Origin of the sequence: Paenibacillus oryzisoli, assembly GCF_001653565.1 — a bacterium.
Taxonomy (GTDB): Bacteria; Bacillota; Bacilli; order Paenibacillales; family NBRC-103111; genus Paenibacillus_E; species Paenibacillus_E oryzisoli.
Genome location: NZ_LYPB01000093.1, coordinates 43,329 through 67,216, shown reverse-complemented (window position 1 = coordinate 67,216; position 23,888 = coordinate 43,329). Strand labels below are relative to the sequence as shown.

The window sequence follows — 23,888 nt, the reverse complement described above, 5'->3', positions numbered from 1 at the left end:
ACCGCAGGGTTCTGGGAGAGTAGAACGTTGCCAAGCAGTTACCTAATTTAGGGATCTTTTGACGAAGTCAAAAGTCTCTCTACATTCCCTGATAGCTCAGTTGGTAGAGCACTCGACTGTTAATCGAGTTGTCACAGGTTCGAGTCCTGTTCGGGGAGCCATTGCTTCCATAGCTCAGTCGGTAGAGTGCATCCATGGTAAGGATGAGGTCACCGGTTCGATTCCGGTTGGAAGCTCCAGTATTTATTANGTTACCTAATTTAGGGATCTTTTGACGAAGTCAAAAGTCTCTCTACATTCCCTGATAGCTCAGTTGGTAGAGCACTCGACTGTTAATCGAGTTGTCACAGGTTCGAGTCCTGTTCGGGGAGCCATTGCTTCCATAGCTCAGTCGGTAGAGTGCATCCATGGTAAGGATGAGGTCACCGGTTCGATTCCGGTTGGAAGCTCCAGTATTTATTAAGTAAGGCCCGTTGGTCAAGTGGTTAAGACACCTCCCTTTCACGGAGGTAACAGGGGTTCGAGTCCCCTACGGGTCACCATTATTACATCCCATGGAGGCTTAGCTCAGCTGGGAGAGCATCTGCCTTACAAGCAGAGGGTCGGCGGTTCGATCCCGTCAGCCTCCACCATCAATACGCCGTTGTAGCTCAACTGGTAGAGCAACTGACTTGTAATCAGTAGGTTGGGGGTTCAAGTCCTCTCGACGGCATGTTTTATATTGGGGATTAGCCAAGCGGTAAGGCAACGGACTTTGACTCCGTCATGCCAAGGTTCAAATCCTTGATCCCCAGCCATTTTTTAAGAGTCATTAGCTCAGTTGGTAGAGCACCTGACTTTTAATCAGGGTGTCGTAGGTTCGAATCCTACATGACTCACCATCTACATTTTTAGGGATCTTTAGGCGAAGACTAAAGTCACTCAGATGTATTTTACAAATATGCGCGTATGGCGGAATTGGCAGACGCACTAGACTTAGGATCTAGCGGGTGACCGTGGGGGTTCAAGTCCCTCTACGCGCATTAAATCCTCACTTGTATTTATGCAATTGAGGTACCCTGCGGAAGTGGCTCAGCGGTAGAGCATCGCCTTGCCAAGGCGAGGGTCGCGGGTTCGATCCCCGTCTTCCGCTCCAAAGTTTTATGCGCCCTTAGCTCAGCTGGATAGAGTATTTGACTACGAATCAAAAGGTCGGGAGTTCGAATCTCTCAGGGCGCGCCATTCTTCATTATAAGTTATAAACGTATCGGGACGTAGCTCAGCTTGGTAGAGCACCTGCTTTGGGAGCAGGGGGTCGCATGTTCAAATCGTGTCGTCCCGATCATTTTTCTAAACTACGCGGGCGTAGTTTAATGGTAGAACTTCAGCCTTCCAAGCTGATCGCGCGGGTTCGATTCCCGCCGCCCGCTTACAAAGAGAGAGCCACCTTCGGGTGGCTTTTTCTTATATCTATAAACAGGTTCGAATGGCGCCTCCTGCGAAGACCAATGATTTTACCTACATCGAATGAGTGTTATCATTTATTGTGTAACTCTTTACAATTTGAAAATAATACACTCAAAACATTGTAGAATCTTATCAATACATTAATTACCACCGAAAAACGTACGGTTTTTTTATTTTAATACTATGTGTAGCGATCAGATTGTGGTAAAATATTCTGAAATGAGTTTTTACAGCGACTAGCTTTTGCAGAGAGAAGCATTAATGCATCATAGTGAATAGATGAGGTGGAGAGTCATGGTAGAGAGTGAAATCGTCCAACAAAAACAAAGTACGAATAACTTGCTGCGCAGAGATATTCGGTTTCTTGGACACATACTAGGTGAAGTTCTTGTACATCAAGGTGGAAATGATCTGCTGGATGTCGTTGAACGAATTCGCGAAATGAGCAAGTCGTTAAGAGCACACTATGTCGTTGAGATCTATGATGAGTTTAAGAAAACGATATCTTCACTGGATCCGGAAATTCGTCATCAAGTGATACGTGCTTTCGCTATATATTTCCAACTAGTTAATATTGCTGAGCAGAACCATCGCATTCGCCGCAAACGTGACTATGAGCGCTCATCAGGAGAGTCAGTACAACCTGGTTCGATTGAGAGCATCGTACAAGAGCTGAAGAATACGAATATTCCTTATGCTGAAGTACAAGAAATCCTTCAATCGATATCTCTGGAGCTCGTTATGACGGCTCATCCGACTGAGGCTATGCGTCGTGCCGTGCTTGATATTAATCTTCGCATCTCTGATGATATGATGAAACTGGACAACCCTAATCTAACATACCGTGAGCGTGAACAATTGCGTGAGAAGCTGCTAGGTGAAGTGCTTAATCTATGGCAAACCGATGAGCTGCGTGACCGTAAACCGACGGTAATCGACGAAGTGCGTAATGGTCTTTACTATTTTGATGAGACGTTATTCGATGTGCTGCCAGAAGTTTATCATGAGCTTGAACGCTGCTTGAATAAGTATTATCCAGAAGATAAATGGCATGTGCCATCCTTCTTGAAATTTGGATCCTGGATCGGTGGAGACCGCGACGGAAATCCTTCAGTTAAAGCGAATGTGACATGGGAGACGCTTGGTCTACACCGTCAATTGGCTTTGCAGAAGTATGAGGAAATCCTGAGAGAGTCCTTAGCACATATGAGCTTTAGCAAGAACATTGTGAATGTGAGTGACGCTCTAATCGAATCGATCCAATGTGATCGTGAAGCGATGGGGAATGTTCAGGATGTTTGGCGTAATGAGAAAGAACCTTACCGTATTAAGACAACATATATGATCGAGAAAATTCATAATACGGGCAACGCGAAGGTATCTACTACACAGAAGTACAATAACCCTGAAGAGTTTATTCAAGATTTGCAAGTTATGGAAGCTAGTTTGCGTTCGCACTTTGCAGACTATGTGGCTGATAAATATATTAAGAAGTTAATACGTCAAGTTGAGTTGTTTGGTTTCCACTTGGCTGCTCTGGATATCAGACAGCATAGTAAAGAGCATGAGAATGCGATGACGGAAGTTTTGGCGAAAATGGGCATTACGTCCGATTACAGCAAGCTATCGGAAGATGAGAAAATTTCATTGCTTACGAATGTTTTGAATGATCCACGTCCTCTGACGTCTACGTATCTGGATTATACGGAGGGTACGAAAGAATGTTTAGACGTGTATCGCACAGTAGGTAAAGCACAGAAGGAATTCGGACGTAACTGTATTAATAGTTACTTGATTTCGATGACACAAGGTGCAAGTGACATGCTTGAGGTTGTTGTGTTTGCCAAAGAGGCGGGCCTATACCGCAGAGAGAGCGACGGTACGGTAACAAGTACGGTTCAGTCTGTTCCGCTTTTTGAAACGATTGACGACTTGCATGCGGCTCCTGGTATCATGAGCACGTTGCTAGCGATCCCTGCTTACCGAGATAGCCTAGATGCTGAAAACCCACTGCACGAAATTATGTTGGGCTACTCCGACAGCAATAAAGACGGCGGTGTAATTACAGCAAACTGGGAACTGCGTATGGCGCTTCAAGATATTACGGAAGCAGCTAAGAAATTTGGCGTGAAGTTGAAGTTCTTCCATGGTCGTGGTGGCGCATTGGGGCGTGGCGGTATGCCACTAAACCGAAGCATTCTAGCACAACCAGTTGAAACGCTTGGTGGCGGCATCAAAATTACGGAGCAAGGTGAAGTTCTTTCTTCCCGCTATTCCCTGCAAGGAATTGCTTATCGTAGTTTGGAGCAGGCGACATTTGCGCTGATTACAGCATCCAAATTGTCTCGTTCTCCGCAAAGACTTCCACAAGAGGACAAGTGGGAGAACATTATGCGCGGTATTTCGGAGCAAGCTCAGACGAAGTATCAAGATCTTATTTTCAGAGACGAAGATTTCTTGACGTTCTTCAAAGAATCCACACCGCTTCCAGAGATTGGTGAGCTGAATATCGGTTCACGTCCTTCCAAGCGTAAAAATAGTGATAAATTCGAAGATTTGCGTGCGATTCCTTGGGTATTCTCCTGGACGCAAACCAGATACCTGCTGCCAGCATGGTATGCGGCAGGTACAGGCTTGCAAAGCTTCGCTCAAGGCAATGAAAGCAATGTAGCAGTCCTCAAAGAGATGTATGAGGAATGGTCATTCTTCCGTACGATGATTGATAATCTGCAAATGGCTTTGGCTAAGGCAGATCTTCTCATCGCGAAAGAATACGGCAGCTTGGTGAAGGAATGTGCGATTGCAGAGCGCATTTTCAATCTGATCAAAGACGAGTATGAGTTGACGTCCTCGATTATTTTGCAAATTACAGGTCAGCAAGAGATTCTGGATAATGTTCCTGTGATTCAAGAATCCATTAAATTGCGTAATCCTTACGTAGATCCGCTTAGCTACATGCAAGTTGAGCTGCTTAAAGAACTGCGTGCGTTAAGAGACAACAATGAAGATGATGCGATTCTTCTTCGTGAAGTACTACTTACCATTAATGGGATTGCCGCGGGACTTCGGAACACGGGCTGATTCTTACGACAACATAAGAACAACACAGGATGATAAAGTCGGGGGCTTGCAGCAATGCAGGCAGCTCGGCTTTTCCTGTAATTACGGGAATTACCGATATCAGGAGGTACACAGCAGCATGGGACGATGGTTGGCAATAGTCCTTGTCCTTATTGGGGCTTCAAGCTATGGTTTGCTCTCTTCATGGATTAAAATGGCCTATGATCAAGGCTTCACGGATGGACAAATTACGCCAGCCCAGATGACGATGGGAACCTTATTCGTATGGGTATTGATTCTTTTTCACAAGAAGTCGTGGGTGAATCCCTTTAAAGGGCCTTGGATTAAGCTTGGTTTGATTGGGATTTTCGGACTGTCGCTAACGACGGTCGTGTATAATATTGCGCTGCAAGAATTAGATGCATCCCTATGCATTATTCTTCTCTTTCAGTTTACGTGGATGACGATTGCCATGGATTGTATCGTGAAACGGAGATGGCCTAAGCGGATGGAAGGGATTGCGATTGCGCTAATTCTGGCAGGAACGATCCTTGCGGTGAATGTGTTCGATACCAACTGGGGAGAGCTCAGTATTCTGGGTATACTATATGGACTTCTATCTGCGTTAGCGTATAGTATTTTTCTGTTTTTTACAGGACAAGTCGTAAGTACGCTGCCGCCACTGATGAATTCTGCGATCATGCTGACGGCTGCGCTGCCGATTATATTTATCTTGTATCCTCCGACGGTTTTTGTTCATGATAATGGTGGACAGCTGTTGCTATGGGGATTGCTGCTAGGGTTCCTAGGACAAGTTGTACCGACTGTTTCCTTTAATATCGGAATACCGAAGATCGGAAGCGCACTCGCTGCCATGCTGGGATCTGTAGAGCTTCCAGTGGCAATTCTTGCAGCGTATCTTCTCATCGGGGAACCGATCAGCGGGTTACAATGGGGAGGCATGGCCTTAATTCTGGGTGGAATTATAATTTCTGAATACAAATCGTGATTTGTGACGTATATAGTAGAAGAGGGAATTTGATTATTTATAAATGGTTGTTGAATTGTCGAGAAGCCGGAGGAAAACCAAATTGAACTTTGTTGAAGCACGACTGGCTAAGCTGGCCAGTAATGGGGATCGCAATGCTTTTGCAGAGCTCGTGGAGCTCTATAAAGACAAGATCTTTCATTTGGCTTACCGCATGCTGAATAACAAGCAAGAAGCCGAAGATGCCGTGCAAGAGACGTTCTTGCGCGTGTATACGAATTTACATCGTTATGATGAGAATCAGAAGTTTTCGACGTGGATTTTTCGGATTGGAACAAACTTATGTATTGATAAACTGCGACGCAGGAAAATGACGTACTCACTGGATGCAGAAATGACAGACGGCGAGGGCAATGATTATTATGCGATGCTTCCTAGTGATGAAGATACGCCAGAGAAACAGCTGATTGTTTCAGAAACGCAGGCACAAATTCACCGAGCAATTGAGACGCTGCCCGAGAAATATAAATCGGTTGTTATTCTTAGGTATCTACACGATATGTCACTACAAGAAATTAGTGATGTGCTCGAAATGCCCGTTACCACGATCAAAACACGTGTCCACAGGGGGCGGGAGTACTTACGAAAAAGATTGGAGCAGGAGGAACAAGTTGTTAGCACAAATCCTGTTCGAATCTGAAACATATTTGAAATCGAAACGTATGGTATATCACAACTTGCTCTACTATATCAAGAAAGGGGTGGCTAAACGTGAATTGTAAAGAAGCCCTCCCGCTCATACATGAATATCTCGACGGTGATTTACCAAAGTCGGAAGCTCTACCTTTGAAAGAACATCTGATAGCCTGTCAGGCGTGTCATAACACTTTCAAACAGCTGGAGAAAACGGATGCTTTGGTTAGAATGCTGCCCTCCATTTCAGTACCTGATACGTTAACTGCACAGATTATGAGCGGCTTACCACCGATGAAAAAGAAGAATACATGGACGGATTGGATCCGCAGACACCCTGCAGTATCGGTTGCTGTGGTATTCGGCACGGTCATGTTCGGAAGTTTCATATCCATGTGGGATGACGATCAGAATCTTATGGTACAGGGAAGTAACCTTCAGGATGTCGTTATTCAAGGTGATACCGTGATTGTGCCGCAAGGGCATACCGTTAATGGTGATCTTGTGGTCAAACGCGGGGAACTGAAGGTTGAAGGCGACGTAACGGGGAATGTCGTCGTGATCGATGGTTCAGTTAACCTAGCCTCAACGGCGCACATTGCTGGAGAAGTCAAACAAGTCGATGAAGCACTGAGCTGGGTTTGGTACAAATTAGGTGAATTCGTAGGTAAAATAACACCATAACGAATTGTCCCCCTATAGCTGAGACTATAGGGGGCTTTCTTCTTTTCATACATAGGAAAAATGAACCAATTCTCGCGCGATGAGTCTAGATAAATAGAAGTATACTTAGCTTTATGTTATGATTCCTATATAGAGAGAACTTTGTTTAGTCGCCTGGGGGAGAATACAATGGATTTGCTCACGAGCATCTCGGCTAAGGATATTGTCGATATACTCATCGTTAGCTATGTGATTTATAAATTGATCCTAGTGGTGCGTGGGACAAGGGCTATCCAACTGATGAAGGGTATCCTCGTGGTCGTCATTACCTGGGTCATTAGTATTTGGTTCCAGTTAAGTACACTGCAATGGATGGTGAATCAGGCCTTTACGTTCGGGGTACTTGGGGTTATTATTATTTTCCAACCAGAACTAAGGCGTGCCTTGGAGCAACTAGGTCGAGGTAAGCTATTCGGAAGTAGATCTTCATCAGAAGAAGATCAAGATGTGAACAAAAGAATCAGCGAAGTGATTCGGGCTGCGAATTATTTGGCCAAGCGTAAGATTGGGGCCTTGATTGTTTTTGAGAAGGATACGGGACTTACCGACTATGTGGAGTCCGGCATTGCGATAGAGAGCAAGATCAGCGGAGAGCTGTTAATTAATATTTTCATCCCAAATACCCCTCTTCATGATGGCGCAGTGATCATTCGGCAAGGGCAGTTAATGGCCGCTGGTTGTTATTTGCCTCTGTCTGAAAATCCTTTTATTTCGAAGGAACTGGGGACTCGGCATCGTGCAGCGATCGGTATGAGTGAAGTTTCGGATGCGATGTGTGTGATTGTTTCGGAGGAAACGGGTCAAATTTCGCTAACGATGAATGGTCATATCGTACGGGATATTAAAGAGGAATCGTTGATATCAAAGCTATTTGAAGAGTTGAAACCCAAAGCGAAAACAAATGAGAAGAACCCTTTCATGAAATGGTGGGGAGGGCGTTCGAATGGATAAATGGCTGCGTAATACCAATGTGGTACGGATTGTTGCTCTTGTCATCGGCATTATGTTATGGGTAGTCGTCCATATGGAAGAAACGAATATATCCGGAAACACAGCGCTGCGAGAGCGAGTGGAAACGATTAATAACGTCTCCATCACAACCAAATATGATGAAACCCATTACTTCATCTCTTCGATGAATCCTGCGAATGTACAGGTGATTCTGAAAGGAAAGGAATCTGCCCTTAAGAAAGTAACGGCTAGCAATTCGTATCAGATTCAACTGGATTTGACGCAGGTCGGTAAAGGGGACCATCAGGTCACACTTTCGCCGGTAGGGATTCCATCAGATGTTGACGTGGAGATCGTTCCTAGAGTGGTTCACGTCATGATTGAAGAACTGCAGATGAAAGAAGTACCTGTTGTTATTAATGTCAAAGGAACACCGGCAGCGGGCCTCAAAGCGGGACAACCTATTGTGAAGCCTGGCAAGGTGTACATTACGGCACAAACGAGTAAACTTGATCAGATTGAGAATGTCCGCGGCGAGGTGTCTGTCGATAAAGCACAATCAGCGGTGACGAAGCAGGTTAGATTGCAGGCTTTTGATAAGGAAGGTAAAGAAGTGACCCTTATCATTAATCCTTCGGTTGTCGATGTTGAGGTGCCAATCACAAGCCCGTTCCAAACCATTCCGTTGCAGCTCAAAGTAAGCGGTGAACCGCCAGCAGGTTATGCTATTGCGATGATCACGCAAACTCCAGATAAAGTAACGGTATACGGAGCGCAAGACGTTGTAGATCGCCTAGAATTCTATCAAGGGCCGCAGCTTAGTCTGCAGGATGTGAAAGAAACGAAAGATTTCGCACTGGACATTCCTCTCAGGAATAAAGTAACACAATTAGATCCTGCGAAGGTGATTGTGCATGTCGAGGTTGTACCATCGATTACGAAAGCTATGGAGAACGTACCGATTACGATTATTGGCCAGAATGAGAATTATGTCACCAAAGTGACGCAGCCAGCAGCAGCTGCCCTTAATATTACGGTAGAAGGTGCTCCTGCCATTATTGATCAATTGAAAGTTGGGGATATTCAAGCGATACTAGATGTTAGTAATTTACCGCCTGGTAAGCATGAATTGAAAGTAACTTTGAATATGCCTTCTTTCGTGAAGCTGGGGCTTCCACAAGATGTGAAGGCGATCGTTGAAATCAGCGAGAAAAATGTAAAAGCAGCCAATCCATAATGGGGAATAGAGAAAGAGGAGAATACAAAAATGGGGAAATATTTCGGTACGGATGGTGTGCGCGGAGTCGCGAATGGCGAACTCACACCAGAATTGGCTTATAAAGTAGGACGCTGCGGCGGGTATGTATTAACCAGACAGGCGAAGCATCCGAAAGTCGTGATCGGGAGAGATACACGCATTTCGGGGCCAATGCTGGAAGCATCCCTAGTAGCTGGCTTATTATCAATCGGTGTTGAAGTGATTCGCATAGGTGTAGTGAGCACGCCAGCGGTTGCTTATTTGACGAAAAAGCTAGGCGCAGACGCAGGCGTTATGATCTCTGCTTCCCACAATCCAGTTGAGGACAACGGGATTAAGTTCTTCGGGGGCGACGGCTTCAAGCTATTGGATGAGACGGAGCTTGAGATTGAACAGTTGCTGGATGCAGCTGTGGATGAACTGCCTCGCCCGGTAGGCGGCGAGATCGGTACGGTTTCGGATCAGCCAGATGCGAAGCACCTATATCTGGCGTTCTTGAAGGAAACGGTGTCGAAATCGTTCGACGGCGTGAAGGTTGTTCTTGATTGTGCGAATGGCTCAGCCTATGAGCTGGCGCCTTTGATTTTCCGCGAGCTCGGAGCGGAAGTGATCACCATCGGCGCGGAGCCGAATGGGCGCAACATCAACGATGATTGCGGCTCCACCCACCCTGAGACGCTACGCGCCGAGGTGGTTAAGCATGGCGCAGCCATCGGGCTGGCTTTTGACGGGGACGCGGATCGTCTGATCGCGATCGATGAGAAGGGCGATGAAGTCGACGGCGACTTCATCTTGAGCATTCTGGGCGATGCGCTGAATCGCCAAGGGAAGCTGAACCACGGCACCATTGTGACGACGGTGATGGCGAATATTGGCTTTTTCAAAGGGATTGAAAAAGCGGGCTTGAAGGCTCTGCAAACAGCTGTAGGCGATCGCTACGTGATGGAAGAAATGCGTAAAGGCGGCTACAACTTAGGCGGGGAGCAATCGGGTCATGTCATTTTCTTGGATTACATCTCCACTGGTGATGGCATTCTAACTGCGCTACAATTGGTGAATACCCTCGTTGAATCGGGGCGTAAGCTGAGTGAATTGAAAGGGATTATGCGTAAATTCCCACAATTGCTTGTTAACATCCGTGTAGCCGATAAAAGCAAGCTGAAGGACAACGCTGTAATTGAAGAAGCGATCCGTAAGGTGGAAGATGAGCTCGGCGATAACGGCCGCGTATTAGTTCGTCCTTCAGGTACGGAGTCCTTGATTCGTGTTATGGCAGAAGGACCAGACAAAGAGCAAGTAGAAGCATACGTACATGATATTGCGAAGGTTATTCAAGAGCAATTGGTATAATCATAGGCAACTACTCCCTCATCTATGCTAGAAGATGGCGAGATGAGGGATCAGTTATGCCAAAACAAGTTGCATTACTGGGTGAAAATGCATATGATGAAGTTACTCAAGAAGGAAAGGCAGGGCAGAGGTTATACGCAACAAATAGCGCCAGAACTCGCAAGCGGGACGGAAATGTAGCCAGACGGCTGCTACTACGTGGTGAGTTGACGAGGTGAAGGTGTTCGAAACATTCGGCGGGGACCTTCCGGCACGAGGAGTGCCGTTAAGTTGGAGAGCAAAATCGTTCGGGCGACCGGACAGACAAGTATCCAACATCTATTAATGATGTATTGAATCTTACACGTAAAGAACGCCCTTATAGATGGTTTATTTCATTATGATTTATGACTGATTGAAAATCAGATCCTTGACAAACAGCCCTTATAAAAGAGGCTTATACAAATTTGGAGGTTGTAACTATGTGCGGTATTGTTGGTTATATTGGAAAGCGTAATTCTCAGGAGATTTTATTGGATGGCCTCAAAAAGCTAGAGTATCGAGGCTATGATTCTGCTGGGGTAGCGGTGTATACAGCGGATGGTTTGCAAATTAAGAAAGCTAAAGGCCGTATTGCGAACTTGGAGTCGAAGCTTGGTGAAACGCCATTGAACGGAAGCGTTGGCATCGGGCATACACGTTGGGCGACACATGGTAAGCCTTCTGACGTGAACTCCCATCCTCACACTGATAATTCTTTGAAATTCTCCGTTGTGCATAACGGGATTATTGAGAATTATATTACGCTGAAAGAAGAATTGATTGCGAAGGGCCATGTATTCGTATCGGAGACGGATACAGAGGTTATTTCGCATTTGATCGCGAGCTTGTACGAGGGAGACATCCTCAAAGCTGTTCAGAAGGCCGTGAAGCACATGACAGGTGCGTTTGCGCTTGGTGTCCTTACAGAGTTCGAACCGGACCGCCTTGTTGCTGTGCGTCAAGCTAGCCCGCTTATTATCGGAATTGGCGAAGGCGAGAATTTCATTGGTTCAGATATTCCAGCGATCTTAGAGTACACACGTAATGTGTTCATTCTAAATGATGGCGAAATGGCGCTATTGACGCGGGATGCTGTCGAATTAATGACGTTAGAGGGGAATTTTATTTCCAGGGAAATGTTCCATGTCGATTGGGACATTGTTACGGCGGAAAAAGCAGGATTTGATCATTTCATGTTGAAAGAAATCTATGACCAACCGAAAGCATACCGCGATACAATGGGAAGTCGCATTTCCCCTGATGGTAAGAGTGTGACGTTGAATGAGCTTACGATTACCCCTGAGGCGATTCGTAACATAAGCCGTGTGCATATCGTCGCATGTGGAACTGCGTTCCATGCGGGTATGGTTGGGAAGTATGTGATTGAGAAAATGGCGCGTATTCCCGTGGAAACGGATGTTGCGTCTGAATATCGTTATCGTTCCCCGATTATCACAAAGGATACGCTCGTGATTGTTGTGAGCCAATCTGGTGAAACGGCGGATACATTGGCAGCACTGCGTGAAGCGAAGCGATGCGGAGCACACGTATTGGCGATTACGAATGTTGTAGGAAGTTCTGTTGCGCGTGAAGCGAACGATATTATTACAACATGGGCAGGGCCTGAAATTGCGGTAGCTTCGACGAAAGCTTACACATCGCAATTGATCGGATTTTATCTGTTGGGTCTACACTTGGCGCAAACGCTAGGCACGCAAACCCCTGAAGAAATCGCGGAAGTGATTGCAGCTATGAAGGAGCTTCCTGAGCAGGTTAGCGAGATCTTAGAGCAAGCAGAAGCGCTGAAAGTTGTTGCGGAAGAGATGGCGAAGCATGATAATCTGTTCTTTATCGGGAGAGGATTAGATTATGCGGTCGCTTTGGAAGGCTCATTGAAGCTGAAAGAGATCTCTTACATTCACTCCGAGGCGTATGCAGCGGGTGAGTTGAAGCATGGTACGCTTGCGTTGATTGAGGATGATATCCCGGTAATCGCATTAGCGACACAGCATGAGCTGCTTGAGAAAACCGTGAGCAACATCAAAGAAGTGAAGGCGCGCGGCGCGAATGTGTTAGGTATTGCCGTGGAAGGCGAGACGGAGCTGCAGAAGTCGGTTGACAGCACGTTCATTATTCCTAAAACGTTGGATGTGTTGACGCCTGCGTTGTCCGTAATTCCTTTGCAGTTGCTGTCTTACTACGCGTCGTTGGCGCGTGGGAATGACGTGGATAAGCCGAGAAATTTGGCGAAGAGTGTGACGGTGGAGTAGGCGAGAAATGCAAAAGAAGTCCCGTTGAGTGTAATCACTCATCGGGGCTTCTTTTGCATTTAACCTTATTTGTGGTATTTGGCAATCTTGTTGACCTAGCGCAAACATGTTTGGCTCGTACCAATTTGTAATCCGCATGAAAAAACGTTTCTCTAGACCCACTTCCACCTCGGCTGTTACGATAAATGTGCACTCGAAATTGAAGGGAGTACAGGAACGATGGAGCAGCATCAGCGATACGAAAATTTAAAAATGGGTGAGCGTGGAGCAATTATCAGCATTATTGCTTATATATGTCTTTCTCTTCTTAAACTAATAGTAGGGAAGTTATCAGGATCGGAAGCTTTAAGTGCTGATGGTCTAAATAATGCAACAGATATCGTGGCTTCAATTGCTGTGCTAATAGGATTAAGGTTAGCTCAAAGACCCGCTGATGAGGATCATCCTTATGGCCACTGGAAATCAGAGACGATAGCCTCATTAATTGCCTCTTTTATCATGATGGCTGTTGGATTAGAAGTTTTATTTACGGCTATCATGTCGATCTTCAGAACGAATGAGCAATCACCAGACCTTATTTCTGTTTGGACAGGGCTATTCTGCGCAGTGATTATGTTTCTTGTATATCGGTACAATAGGAATCTTGCCAAGAAGATAAATAGCCAAGCCGTAATGGCGGCGGCTAAGGATAATTTCTCTGATGTTTTAGTGGGTTTAGGAACGGTGGTTGGCATCATAGGTTCACAGTTTCAATTGCCATGGCTGGATCCTGTGACCGCTATAATTGTTGGATTGATGATTTGCAAGACGGCCTGGGACATCTTCCGTGAAGCTTCTCACCACTTGTCTGATGGGTATGATGAGAAAGCCTTGCAAGTTTATAAAGATACGGTTCAAATGGTTGATGGGGTTGAGGTTGTAAAAGAACTGCGTGCTAGAAACTATGGCAGTAATACAGTTGTGGATGTTGTTTTATCGATTAAAGGAGAACTGGAATTTCATGAAGCACATGAGATTGCAACGAATGTAGAGAATGAATTAAAGAAATCTTCCGAAGTGATTGATGTGCATGTCCATTATGAGCCGGTCAAAAGTAGATCTTAATTGTGATAGGATTTACAGAGTAATCCGCTCATTTTCTGTTATAATAGGAGTAAATCGTAAGTTTTATGATCAGAAAGCGAGCGCGATTATGGAAGAAATGATGCCAAAACCTGTGCAGGATCTTTGTGAGGATACTTGTAATGGGACTTCAAATATCGATCTATTAAAAGAACAACTGATATCGGAGCAAACGGTTACAGGGGTTGCCGAGGTATTCAAGGCTCTTGGAGATCCTACAAGATTGAAGATCATTCATACCTTGTTAAATAAAGAACTGTGTGTTCACGACATTGTTCAGGTCCTAGAAATGGGTCAGTCTGCGATTTCACATCAGTTGAGATATTTACGCAATTTTCGAATTGTTAAACGTCGTAAAGTAGGAAAAACCGTCTATTACACATTAGATGATGAACATATCGAGCAAATTTTCTTGCAGATGCTGCAACACATCAAACATGATTAAGGGGAATTCTTAGATGAAAAAGTGGGCTATCGCATGATAAAAGGCTGTTATTATATCTGTAAACAAACGAACTACTAATCTCAAAGAGATCAATAGTTCGTCAACTGTTTGTGATAATATTTATTATTTTGACTATTTAATCACGCGTCGAGCTGTCATGTAGTGAGAATTCCAGTAGGAATTAATCGTAGTGATTTTCACACCGCCAGCACCATACGTGTTTAACATTTTGTTATTTCCAAGGTAAACGCCTACATGACCAACTCCTGGTCTGCCAGGGACGGAGAAGAATAGCAGGTCGCCTTTCTTCCAATTTTTTTTCGAAACATAACTACCGACTTTCGATTGCTGAGCAGCTGTCCGCGGCAGGCTTATCCCGTATTTCCCGAAAATGTATTTCGTTAATGTCGAGCAGTCGAAATTGCGCGTTTGTCCAACTTTCGCACCGAATTTATACGGTGTGCCTAGATATCTTTTCCCTAAAGAAATAATACTATCAGCTTTCGTCGTCGAGGTTATTGTTGCAGTAGCAGCTTGAGTAGGCTTTGGACTACTGATTACTCCTCCTGAGATCGCCACGGTTGCTCCAATTGTCATAATTGCCAAGCGTTTGCTCCATTTATGTTGTAATTTCATAGTTGTTGTCCTCCTCTGTTTTTGAGTGCTGTTTTCTTAGCTAAGCCTAGTATAGCAGACGAGGAGTCTCCTATAATTTGCTAGAAGCGAAGAAAACCGTGGGTTTGGAGGGGACGAGCCCACTATATTAGAAAACGATGAGAATCTCCTTTGAAAATTATTCTTGACTAGCTTAGATTAACAAAAAGCCTGATCTATCAACGCATTATTCAACTAACACGGCAATATGGTAAGCAGAGTAGATTGCAGCAGGCGTGTTTTTCGTAATTTGCGGAAAATTGGCGCTGATGTTTTCAATAAGATAAAAAAGTGGAGATTGTATAAACAATCTCCACTTTTTTATGATTTCTTCTGTATCAATACGGTTAAACTGACAAGCGTAACAAAGATCGTAGCGCCCATATCAGACAAGATAGCAATCCATAAGGTAAGCAATCCAGGGATCGTGAGTAATAAGGCAATAAGTTTTAATCCAAGTGCTACTATGATATTAAACCGGATGACGGAATTAACTCTTTTGGATATAGAGACGGCTTCAGGAAGTTTTCCTAAATGATCCTGCATGAGCACGATATCTGCCGTTTCAATCGCGCTATCGGTTCCTTTCCCCATCGCTATGCCTAGTTGAGCGGACGCTAGGGCTGGGGCATCGTTAATACCATCGCCAATCATTGCGACACGACCGATAGTAGCTAACTCTTTGATTTTATTAACTTTATCTTCAGGGAGAAGGCCGCCGAAGTAGGAAGTCACACCAACCAGACTGGCGACTTTTTCAGCTGTCTTTTGATGATCACCCGTCAGCATGACGGTACGTTGGATACCAGCACGATGTAAGGCTTCAATAACAGATTTGCTTTCTTCTCGGATCTCATCACTGATGCCGAACATGCCGAGAACTTGTTGATGATCAGCAACTAATACAAGTGTTAACCCTTGTTCTTTCAAATCGTTAATTTGTTGTTGTATATCCTTAGGAATGTCAATATGCTCTATACTTTTTTCATTGCCGAGCCAGTATTGCTTTCCTTGTATGAGAGCCACGATGCCGCGGCCAGAAACGGTTTGAATTTCATCCGGTGATGGTACATCCATTTCACTTTCGTTAATTTTCTTCATGATTGCTTTAGCTAGAGGGTGGGAGGATGATTTTTCTATGGACCCTGCGACCATAAAGAATCGCTCTTCATCGAACACGATGGCCGTTTCGACGTGTGGTTCACCCTTCGTTAATGTCCCCGTTTTATCAAAAGCGAGTGTATCAATTTTCCCAAGCTGCTCCAAAAACACGCCGCCTTTAATCAAAATACCGTTGCGCGCATTCCGGGTAATGCCAGAGACGATGGCGATGGGAGAAGATAGAATAAGTGCACAAGGACAACCTACAATTAGGACAGCTAGACCTTGATAAACCCATGTACTCCAGTCGCCACCAAGTAGCAGTGGGGGAATCAAAATAACAAGGGCTGAAATCGCCATAATAATAGGAGTATAGTATTTGGCAAACTTATTAATAAATAATTCGGTAGGTGTTTTGGTCTCTTGTGCTTCTTCAACAAGGTGCAATATTTTGGCCAATGAAGAATCCTTATATGCTTTCTCAATCAGGATATGAAGAATACCTTCGTTATTAATACTACCGCCGAAGACAGGTTCTCCATTAGACTTATCAACGGGCAAAGATTCTCCAGTTATAGCGGCTTCATTGACCGAGCTTTTTCCTTCACTTACCGTACCGTCGGAAGGAATTTTCTCGCCCGGCTTTACAAGTACCAGATCTCCAACTTTTAAAGATGAAATAGGAACAACGGACTCGATGCCATGATCCAAAATGGTGGCTTCTTTGGGTGCTATTTTAAGCAGCGTCTCCATAGAGCGGCGAGCTTTATCCATCCCAAGCCCTTCAAGCAATTCGTTCAGTCCTAATAGAATCGCGACCAGTGTGGCTTCCTTCCATTCACCTATGGAAACAGCTCCAATAAGAGCAATCGTCATTAGCGTATCAATATTAAAACGTAGAACCAATAGGTTTTTAAGCCCTTTGATAAACGTGGCGTATCCACTTAATATGATAGCAATAACATACATGCCAATTTGCAGTGTATCGCTTAATTGATTGTCAAAAACAAATGCCGCGGCATAAATAAGAAAGGAAACAATGAGCAGCTTCATTAATTGTTTTGCACTGCCGTGATCGTGACTATGTGAATGTCCATCCCCATGGTCATGACCTTGATGATCGTGAGGGGGGTTAGGGTTATGCTCATGATCATGATCCCTGTGATCATGTCCTTGATGGCTATGATTCTCTTGACTGCGATCAATAAAAGCACGATCTGATTTAAGAATTCGTTCTACATCTGTTAAAGAGACGCGGGGATCAAGTTTTAACTTACCGGAATTATAACTAAGTGTAGCGGACTCACCGTATGCCAACGTTCTAATCTGCTGTTCCAGTCCCATGGCACAATTACCGCAAGAGAGGCCTTTCACGCGATATTCACTCATAGTGAACCCTTCTTTCGTTAACATATGATTATATGTTCATATGATATGCGAGTAGTCAGTTTATGTCAAACTAAACTTTGGTCATATGTGGAAAAAGGGCCTGTTCCGCTGCCGAATCGTATTTAGATGTAAAAACTACAGATAAATTCTATGGAATTTGAAAAAACAAGGCAATTGAAGGAATTTAACTACATGAAATACAGTTAATAACCCCTAATTCGATAATCCCGTAACAAATAGATGAAGAAAATCCAGTTAAATTGCGAAGTCAGTTTATATTTATGGGTCCATAGAAAAAAGAGGCGTTTCAATAAGTCTACATAGACTTTGAGACAGCCTCTTTTCTGGTTATCATGCTACTTTTCCTGTTCCTTTATCACTTGCTCAATTCCTAACAGGATCAGCTTCAAGCCGAAGTCAAATGATCGGTCGGTCCCCATCAACTCGAACTGCCCGCTCTTGAACATCCTACGGAATAGTCCTGCATCACCCTCACTCATGGCGTCCAGGAGGTGATCCATCTCCCTTTTCGGAAACTCTCCCTGCTCTTTGAGGATAGCCGCGACATTCCGCTGATGCTCGTAATCATCAAGAACGAAGTAGAAGACATAATTCATGACCGTAAGGATCGCTTGTAATTGATGCTCTTGCTCAAGTGGGGTCGATTCCATGCAGAGCAGCATACGGTTGGTGAAGCGGATAATATCCGGCTCGTGGGGGAGCGTAAGCATCATTAGCTGTGTGGAACAAGGGTATCTGCGCAGCACGTTCCGTGTTGTTATCGCAAATCCGGTTAGCTGAACCTTCCAATCTCCCTTGGAGTCGAATTCCTCTAAGGTTATTTTGGATACCTGGTTGGCCAGTCGTTGATAGAGGTCTTGCTTACTCTTGAAGTACCAATACAGAGAGGGAGCTTGGATTCCTAGTTTGTCAGCCAAGCGTCTCATACTGAATTTCTCGATACCATCCTCCCTCAGAAGCTCCCACGATGTATCCAAAATCTTTTCCTCAGAGATCTGAGGCTGCTGCTTTTTCATCGTTACTCACCTTTCCATCTAACAGTGTAAGGTTTCACTTTACAGGTCTATAGAATCATGATATCATCTAACACTGTAAGGCACAACCTTACGGTGTTAGATAGAGGCCAAATACACGATGAAAGTAGTGATAGTATGGATACAGAAAATCTCCATTACTTTGAGAAAGCTCCAATCGCCAAAGCCGTTGCTCATTTCGCAGTTCCTATGATGTTAGGCACGTCAATGAGTGTTATCTATTCCATCTTGAATGCCTATTTCCTCGGCACGCTCCACAATACGGCTATGTTAACTGCACTCGCACTAACCTTGCCGTTATTCGCGGTCATTATGGCGTTGGGTAACTTGATTGGAATGGGCAGCGGTACATTCATCTCCCGTTTGCTAGGTGAAAAAAAATACGAGGATGTCAAACATGTGTCGTCATTCGCCTTTTACAGCAGTTTAGTTCTCGGTCTTATCGTAATGGCCGTTAGCCTTCCAATGATCGATTCAATCGTCCATGGCTTGGGAGCCACACTTGAATCCTTCGCATTCACCAAGGACTATGTCACCATTATGCTTATTGGTTCGCCAATCGTCGTTTTATTCTTCACGCTGGAAAATATCGTTCGAGCGGAAGGGGCGGCAATCACGTCGATGACTGGGATGATTCTCAGCGTGGTCGTGAATATTATTCTCGATGTGCTCGTTATTTTCGTGTTCCATTGGGACGTAAAGGGCGTTGCTTCTGCTACGATCATTTCTAACTTGGTTGCGATTGTCTTCTACGCTTTCCACATGAGAAGTAAGAGCCAATTCTTAACGATCTCCCTAAAATGGTTTAAGGCTACCAAAGAAATTATGAGCAATGTATTTAAAATTGGTGTTCCCGTCTTTATTATGAGCATTTTTCTGGGTGCGATGTCGCTTATCTTTAACCATTTTCTTGTTGAATATGGCGATCCAGCTGTAGCAGCTTACGGAATTTCATCACGTCTATTGCAGTTTCCTGAATTTATTCTAATGGGATTGTGCGAGGGCGTTGTACCGCTCATTGCTTTTTCTTATACGGCGAATAAATTGCGCATGAAGCATACGATTGGATTTACGATCAAAGTCATCGTGGCGTTGGCCACTGTATTCGGACTCATTGTCTATCTAATCTCCGACCACTTAATCGGATTATTTACGAATGACCCGCAATTAATCGAAATGGGTAGCTATATTCTGCATGTTACATTCTTATCCCTATTCATTACAGGAATGACCACATTGTTTACGGGGATCTTTCAAGCAACGGCGCAAGGAACCGCGGCATTCGTTATGTCGGTTATTCAAGGAATTACTCTGATTCCTGTGCTCTATTTCGCCAATCGCATGAACGGCTTTCACGGTGTAGTCTGGTCGATAGTCATAGCGGATGCCGTCACATTCCTGGTTGGTGCCATTATGCTATATGTTCTGCGAAACAAATTGCAGCCGGAATTGGAAAGCTTAGTACATTGACGAATTTAACAGGCAGAGACCGGTCGAAATGGAAATAACCATTCTTGACTGGTCATTCTTAAACGTGTAAGATAAGCTAAGAAGGCAGGTGAGAGGGATGGCGAGACCTAGGGAGTTCGATCAGGAGGCTGCGTTAGATAAAGCTTTGGAGGTGTTCTGGGAGAAAGGATATGAACGAACATCGATTCAAGATTTGGTGGAGCATACAGGTGTTCATCGTGGAAGCTTATATGATACATTCGGGGATAAGCATAAATTATTCTTAACCTGCTTGGATCGTTTCCGAATGATTGCGAAGGAACATGTGTATTACATTCTGGAAGAGGAAGGCGAACCGAAAGAGGTTTTGCAGCGCTTCTTTACGAAGCTGATCGACGTTTCACTAAGCGATGAGAATCAGCGCCGCGGTTGTTTCATAGCCAACACGGCCATGGACATTGCTAGCAAGGATCCTATTATATCACTGCGTGTGGAGGCTCATTCACTCGATTTGGAGATGAAATTCTATGATTTCCTTATACGTGCACAACAAAAAGGGGCGCTCAAGAGCAAGTTTGGGATTCGAGAGCTTGCGCGGTTTCTCGTAAACACAAGGCATGGTCTTCATGTTATGGCCAAAACAGCAACAGATCGTAAAATGTTAGAGGATGCAGCAGCGGTGGCTATGTCAATCTTAGTGTAAATGCGGACATAGTCGCCGTAATTATTTACATTTTAAAGAACGGTTATTCTTGTAAAATTCTTATTTTTATAAAGTATGAAAGGATATTTAAAAGGAAATCTCTATATGTTAAAAGGAAATGGTTAAAAAAGTTATTGACTGATCATTCTTAAATGATGTATGCTGTTAGACGTAGAGGAGATGAAGCACGCTTGTTAATGGCGAAGGCTAAAATAACGTGCAGCAGAAGAATTACAAGGATGGCAATGGTATGCAGCATTTTTTTTGGATAGTTAAAGAACGTTCATTCTTAAACTAAAATAAATAGGCAGAGGAGAAATTACGATGAATATGACAAATCAAATTGCGTTAGTTACTGGAGCGAACAGAGGTCTTGGCCGTCATTTGACACTTGAATTGATTGCTAGAGGGGTTAAAGTGTATGCAGGTGCTAGAAATCCTGAAACTGTAGATATTCCTGGAGCAATTCCGCTTCAATTAGATATTACGGATCCGAAATCAGTGGCCGCGGCGGCTGAAGTTGCCAAAGATGTAACGGTATTGATCAATAATGCAGGCTCATCAACTGGTGCATCGCTGCTCGAAGGGGATTGGGAAACCATTCAGCTTGAATTCGACACGCATGTATTCGGTACACTGGCTATGGTCCGTAGCTTTGCACCGATTATTGAGAAGAATGGGGGAGGAAGCATTCTGAACATACTCTCAGCCCTGTCCTGGTTCAGTATCGGAGACGCTGGAGCATATACAGCTGCTAAATCAGCAGAGTGGGGATTGACTAACGTACTGAGATTGAATTTGGCACCACGAAATATCAAAGTTGCTGGTTTACATGTTGGGTTCATGGATACGGATATGACTGCGAATATTAATGCGCCAAAAGTTAATCCTACGGATATCGCAAAAATTGCGATTGATGGCATTGAGGCCGATAGCTTGGAAATCGTAGCTGACGAAACGAGTCGTAACGTGCAGAAAGGCCTAGCAGGTGGAGTCGTAAGCTTGTATCCTCAACTGTTCAACGTTAAGGAGTAATCATTTATTGCGATAGGGTGAAACAAAAATAGGATTGAAGGAGGAAACGTGAATGAAAACATTGTCAACGAAAGCGGCATTCTGGGCAGTAGCCTGGATCTTAACCGTAAGCTTGTGGGCAAGTACAGCTCCTTCAATTGTTTTTCCCATTTATGCTTCGGAATGGCATTTATCTAAGGCGGTAACGACGGGGATTTTTGCAACGTATCCGATTGTACTTATTCTGGTCCTTATTCTATTAGGAAATATTTCGGATTACATCGGCCGTCGTAACACGTTACTTATTGGACTTAGTTTTCTACTCATAAGTGCATTAGCTTTTGCTACAGCTCCGAATGTGTTTTGGCTATTTGGTGGCCGCATACTGCAAGGCATCGGAGTTGGTTTAACGGCAGGATCGGGAGCCGCGGCACTTGTCGAATTTAATCCGAAGTCGAATCAGAAATTCCCTGGATCCATTAATACCATTACACAAGCTGGCGGATTATTTTTTGCAACGATTATCGGTGCAGTTCTCATTAAATATGCCCCATCACCGCTGCATTTCAGTTACTGGGTTTTGACCGCGATTGTGGTCATCAGCATGATCCTATGCTTCTTCATTCCTCAGAATAACTCCGTCCGTAAAACGGGTTGGAAGCCGCAAGGCATTCAAATTCCGCCAGGACAATGGGGACTGTATGCATTAGCTGCGTTAGCAGTAGGAACGGGTTTCGCGAATGGCGCAGTCTTTCTGTCGCTAGGCGCCCAGATTGCACGTGATGTCATTGGAACGAATGATATTCTTATTATTGGAGCCGTATTGTCGATATCGTATCTGCTTGGTGCTGTTAGCGCAACGATAGCTGGGCGTATGAGTCCTAGAACGTCGATCCGGGTTGGGATGGTTTCCGCCTTTCTGACTGTGATTATGCTGGTAACGGCTTCGGAGTTGCATTCCTTTGCGCTATTTTTCGTCTCGTCGATCCTTGGAGGACTTGGCTATGGTTTCTCAGCAGCCGGTGGAATTGGGATTGTCGTCATCAACGCATCAGCTCAATATCGCGTACAATTTATCTCTGCGGTACTGGTTATCGCGTATTTATTCCAAGGCCTCAGCGCTTATGGCGGAGGGGTGATATCGACGGCTTATGGCTTTAGCAATGCGATTTGGATTCTAGCCATTGTTGTGGCCTTCCTAGCGCTCGTTACCTTATACCTTTCGGTGAAAAATCGTATAGCCATGGTGCCAGCATCTCGTTCGCCTAAACCGATTGGATGATCTTTTTTGAGAATAAATAGAGATAGCTTTAAAAATCGAGTTTAATGCGAGTAAGATCAGGCGTCTAAATTCATAGTATCCCCTTGAATAACCACTCCAAAGCCCTTGTGAAATAAGAGGTGGGAGTGAAATTCAAGGGGATATTTTGCGTATCGTGGGCACGTTCGTATTGGCGGGGGCATGGATTGTGGATAGAAACTTTTACTTAGAGTTGTTGCTCTCGGCTCTTCTTGTTTGCATAGGGTGGGGGGCTATGATAAAATGCAATCAATAAGGGGTGATTGTGATGACGGAGGAGAGCCACTCACACGATATGTGTGCAACTTCAAGTGAACGAAAGAGTCACCATTCCGATAAAGCCAAGAGTAATTTGATCACGCGATTGAACCGGATCGAAGGGCAAATTCGTGGAGTTAAAGGGCTGATTGAAAAGGATACGTATTGTGATGATGTGCTTAATCAGATTTCATCGATCCAATCCGCGCTGAATGGAGTAAGTAAGCAATTACTTGAGCATCATATGAAAAGTTGTGTCATTGATCGCATTCAAGAAGGCGATGAAGAAGTGATAACGGAATTATTAACAACGATTAATAAACTTATGAAATAGGGCTGAAATTTCCTAACAATCCATGTGAAAAGGACTTCACCATATAGATGAGGTCCCTATGTGAGTTAATCGTATATGTCTATTTCTTAATAAGTTTCAAATGAAGGGCCTGCTGTTCCGTAAGAATAAATTCCTGCTGAGGCCAGATATCCTCATCTGCATCTCTGCCGAAGAGGCGAAGGAGCTCTAGCCATACCCCTTTTTCCATAGCCTCCGCAGCTGTGATCATGATCTTCATCGTACAACACCTCCTGTGTTTAATTACACGGATCTAATGCGTATTAAACGAGTTAGGTAAGATTTC

The 23,888-nt window shown here is 44.3% G+C and carries 19 protein-coding genes and 14 tRNA genes; 29 read left to right on the top strand and 4 right to left on the bottom strand.

The genetic code is table 11. The annotated features are described in order from the left end of the window. Window positions 1–85 precede the first annotated feature (85 nt). The 24 genes from A8708_RS33385 (at window position 86) to A8708_RS33270 (ending at window position 14,327) form a co-directional block, all read left to right on the top strand. Window positions 86–161, top strand: a tRNA-Asn gene (locus A8708_RS33385). Window positions 162–163: 2 nt separating this feature from the next. Continuing rightward, window positions 164–239 (top strand) — tRNA-Thr (locus A8708_RS33380). Window positions 240–298: 59 nt separating this feature from the next. Next, window positions 299–374 (top strand) — tRNA-Asn (locus A8708_RS33375). Window positions 375–376: 2 nt separating this feature from the next. Further along, window positions 377–452 (top strand) — tRNA-Thr (locus tag A8708_RS33370). Window positions 453–467: 15 nt separating this feature from the next. Further along, window positions 468–542 (top strand) — tRNA-Glu (locus A8708_RS33365). A gap of 14 nt (window positions 543–556) precedes the next feature. Continuing rightward, a tRNA-Val gene (locus tag A8708_RS33360) sits at window positions 557–632 on the top strand. Between the two features lie 7 nt (window positions 633–639). After that, window positions 640–712: transfer RNA gene (locus tag A8708_RS33355), tRNA-Thr, on the top strand. Window positions 713–722: 10 nt separating this feature from the next. Next, a tRNA-Gln gene (locus A8708_RS33350) sits at window positions 723–797 on the top strand. 8 nt (window positions 798–805) lie between these two features. Next, window positions 806–881 (top strand) — tRNA-Lys (locus A8708_RS33345). 61 nt (window positions 882–942) lie between these two features. Beyond that, window positions 943–1,022 (top strand) — tRNA-Leu (locus tag A8708_RS33340). Between the two features lie 38 nt (window positions 1,023–1,060). After that, window positions 1,061–1,135: transfer RNA gene (locus A8708_RS33335), tRNA-Gly, on the top strand. Window positions 1,136–1,144: 9 nt separating this feature from the next. Continuing rightward, a tRNA-Arg gene (locus tag A8708_RS33330) sits at window positions 1,145–1,221 on the top strand. Between the two features lie 26 nt (window positions 1,222–1,247). Next, window positions 1,248–1,321: transfer RNA gene (locus A8708_RS33325), tRNA-Pro, on the top strand. Window positions 1,322–1,338: 17 nt separating this feature from the next. After that, a tRNA-Gly gene (locus tag A8708_RS33320) sits at window positions 1,339–1,409 on the top strand. A 331-nt stretch (window positions 1,410–1,740) separates the two neighbouring features. Further along, on the top strand, window positions 1,741–4,527 hold the full coding sequence (ppc, locus tag A8708_RS33315) for a phosphoenolpyruvate carboxylase (protein WP_068671184.1): 2,787 nt from the start codon (window positions 1,741–1,743) through the stop codon (window positions 4,525–4,527). 118 nt (window positions 4,528–4,645) lie between these two features. Further along, window positions 4,646–5,515, top strand: a complete 870-nt coding sequence (locus A8708_RS33310; protein WP_068671182.1) for a DMT family transporter — start codon at window positions 4,646–4,648, stop codon at window positions 5,513–5,515. Between the two features lie 82 nt (window positions 5,516–5,597). Further along, window positions 5,598–6,194 carry an RNA polymerase sigma factor SigW gene (sigW, locus tag A8708_RS33305; RefSeq protein WP_068671180.1) on the top strand — a complete coding sequence of 199 codons (597 nt, stop codon included), beginning with the start codon at window positions 5,598–5,600 and terminating at the stop codon, window positions 6,192–6,194. A 71-nt stretch (window positions 6,195–6,265) separates the two neighbouring features. After that, the gene (locus A8708_RS33300; RefSeq protein WP_068671178.1) at window positions 6,266–6,871 is read left to right on the top strand and encodes a zf-HC2 domain-containing protein; all 606 of its coding nucleotides are present in this window, start codon (window positions 6,266–6,268) and stop codon (window positions 6,869–6,871) included. Window positions 6,872–7,039: 168 nt separating this feature from the next. Further along, window positions 7,040–7,861 (top strand): diadenylate cyclase CdaA, encoded by an 822-nt coding sequence (cdaA, locus tag A8708_RS33295; RefSeq protein ID WP_056618181.1) that lies wholly within the window; start codon window positions 7,040–7,042, stop codon window positions 7,859–7,861. Beyond that, complete coding sequence (locus tag A8708_RS33290) at window positions 7,854–9,098, top strand: CdaR family protein (RefSeq protein ID WP_068671176.1); 1,245 nt, start codon at window positions 7,854–7,856, stop codon at window positions 9,096–9,098. The genes cdaA and A8708_RS33290 overlap by 8 nt, the downstream gene beginning before the upstream one ends. Before the next feature lie 30 nt (window positions 9,099–9,128). Next, complete coding sequence (gene glmM, locus A8708_RS33285; RefSeq protein WP_068671174.1) at window positions 9,129–10,469, top strand: phosphoglucosamine mutase; 1,341 nt, start codon at window positions 9,129–9,131, stop codon at window positions 10,467–10,469. 461 nt (window positions 10,470–10,930) lie between these two features. After that, the gene (glmS, locus tag A8708_RS33280) at window positions 10,931–12,760 is read left to right on the top strand and encodes a glutamine--fructose-6-phosphate transaminase (isomerizing) (RefSeq protein ID WP_068671172.1); all 1,830 of its coding nucleotides are present in this window, start codon (window positions 10,931–10,933) and stop codon (window positions 12,758–12,760) included. A gap of 219 nt (window positions 12,761–12,979) precedes the next feature. Continuing rightward, entirely contained in the window at window positions 12,980–13,864 is an 885-nt protein-coding gene (locus A8708_RS33275; RefSeq protein WP_068671170.1) for a cation diffusion facilitator family transporter, read from the top strand. A gap of 100 nt (window positions 13,865–13,964) precedes the next feature. Continuing rightward, window positions 13,965–14,327 (top strand): ArsR/SmtB family transcription factor, encoded by a 363-nt coding sequence (locus tag A8708_RS33270; protein ID WP_068671196.1) that lies wholly within the window; start codon window positions 13,965–13,967, stop codon window positions 14,325–14,327. 132 nt (window positions 14,328–14,459) lie between these two features. Here the strand turns inward: A8708_RS33270 and A8708_RS33265 are convergent, their stop codons facing one another. The 3 genes from A8708_RS33265 to A8708_RS33255 form a co-directional block, all read right to left on the bottom strand. Continuing rightward, window positions 14,460–14,963 (bottom strand): C40 family peptidase, encoded by a 504-nt coding sequence (locus A8708_RS33265; RefSeq protein WP_068671168.1) that lies wholly within the window; start codon window positions 14,961–14,963, stop codon window positions 14,460–14,462. A gap of 339 nt (window positions 14,964–15,302) precedes the next feature. Continuing rightward, window positions 15,303–17,471: a heavy metal translocating P-type ATPase gene (locus A8708_RS33260; protein ID WP_068671166.1), complete on the bottom strand. Its 2,169-nt coding sequence runs from the start codon at window positions 17,469–17,471 to the stop codon at window positions 15,303–15,305. A gap of 356 nt (window positions 17,472–17,827) precedes the next feature. Then, window positions 17,828–18,508 (bottom strand): TetR/AcrR family transcriptional regulator, encoded by a 681-nt coding sequence (locus A8708_RS33255; protein ID WP_068671165.1) that lies wholly within the window; start codon window positions 18,506–18,508, stop codon window positions 17,828–17,830. Window positions 18,509–18,643: 135 nt separating this feature from the next. Between A8708_RS33255 and A8708_RS33250 the strand changes: the two genes are divergently transcribed. From A8708_RS33250 to A8708_RS33230, 5 genes are all read left to right on the top strand, one after another. Next, window positions 18,644–19,996, top strand: a complete 1,353-nt coding sequence (locus A8708_RS33250; protein WP_068671163.1) for an MATE family efflux transporter — start codon at window positions 18,644–18,646, stop codon at window positions 19,994–19,996. A gap of 97 nt (window positions 19,997–20,093) precedes the next feature. Next, a complete protein-coding gene (locus tag A8708_RS33245) occupies window positions 20,094–20,678 on the top strand; it encodes a TetR/AcrR family transcriptional regulator (RefSeq protein ID WP_068671161.1) in 585 nt (194 codons plus the stop codon). 324 nt (window positions 20,679–21,002) lie between these two features. Then, window positions 21,003–21,713, top strand: a complete 711-nt coding sequence (locus tag A8708_RS33240; RefSeq protein WP_068671159.1) for an SDR family oxidoreductase — start codon at window positions 21,003–21,005, stop codon at window positions 21,711–21,713. A 52-nt stretch (window positions 21,714–21,765) separates the two neighbouring features. Beyond that, the gene (locus A8708_RS33235; RefSeq protein WP_068671157.1) at window positions 21,766–22,974 is read left to right on the top strand and encodes an MFS transporter; all 1,209 of its coding nucleotides are present in this window, start codon (window positions 21,766–21,768) and stop codon (window positions 22,972–22,974) included. A 286-nt stretch (window positions 22,975–23,260) separates the two neighbouring features. Then, window positions 23,261–23,584: a metal-sensitive transcriptional regulator gene (locus tag A8708_RS33230; RefSeq protein ID WP_056618141.1), complete on the top strand. Its 324-nt coding sequence runs from the start codon at window positions 23,261–23,263 to the stop codon at window positions 23,582–23,584. Window positions 23,585–23,663: 79 nt separating this feature from the next. On the opposite strand, the gene A8708_RS35965 is transcribed toward A8708_RS33230, so the two are convergent. Further along, window positions 23,664–23,822 (bottom strand): hypothetical protein, encoded by a 159-nt coding sequence (locus A8708_RS35965; RefSeq protein WP_167355952.1) that lies wholly within the window; start codon window positions 23,820–23,822, stop codon window positions 23,664–23,666. Window positions 23,823–23,888 lie beyond the last annotated feature (66 nt).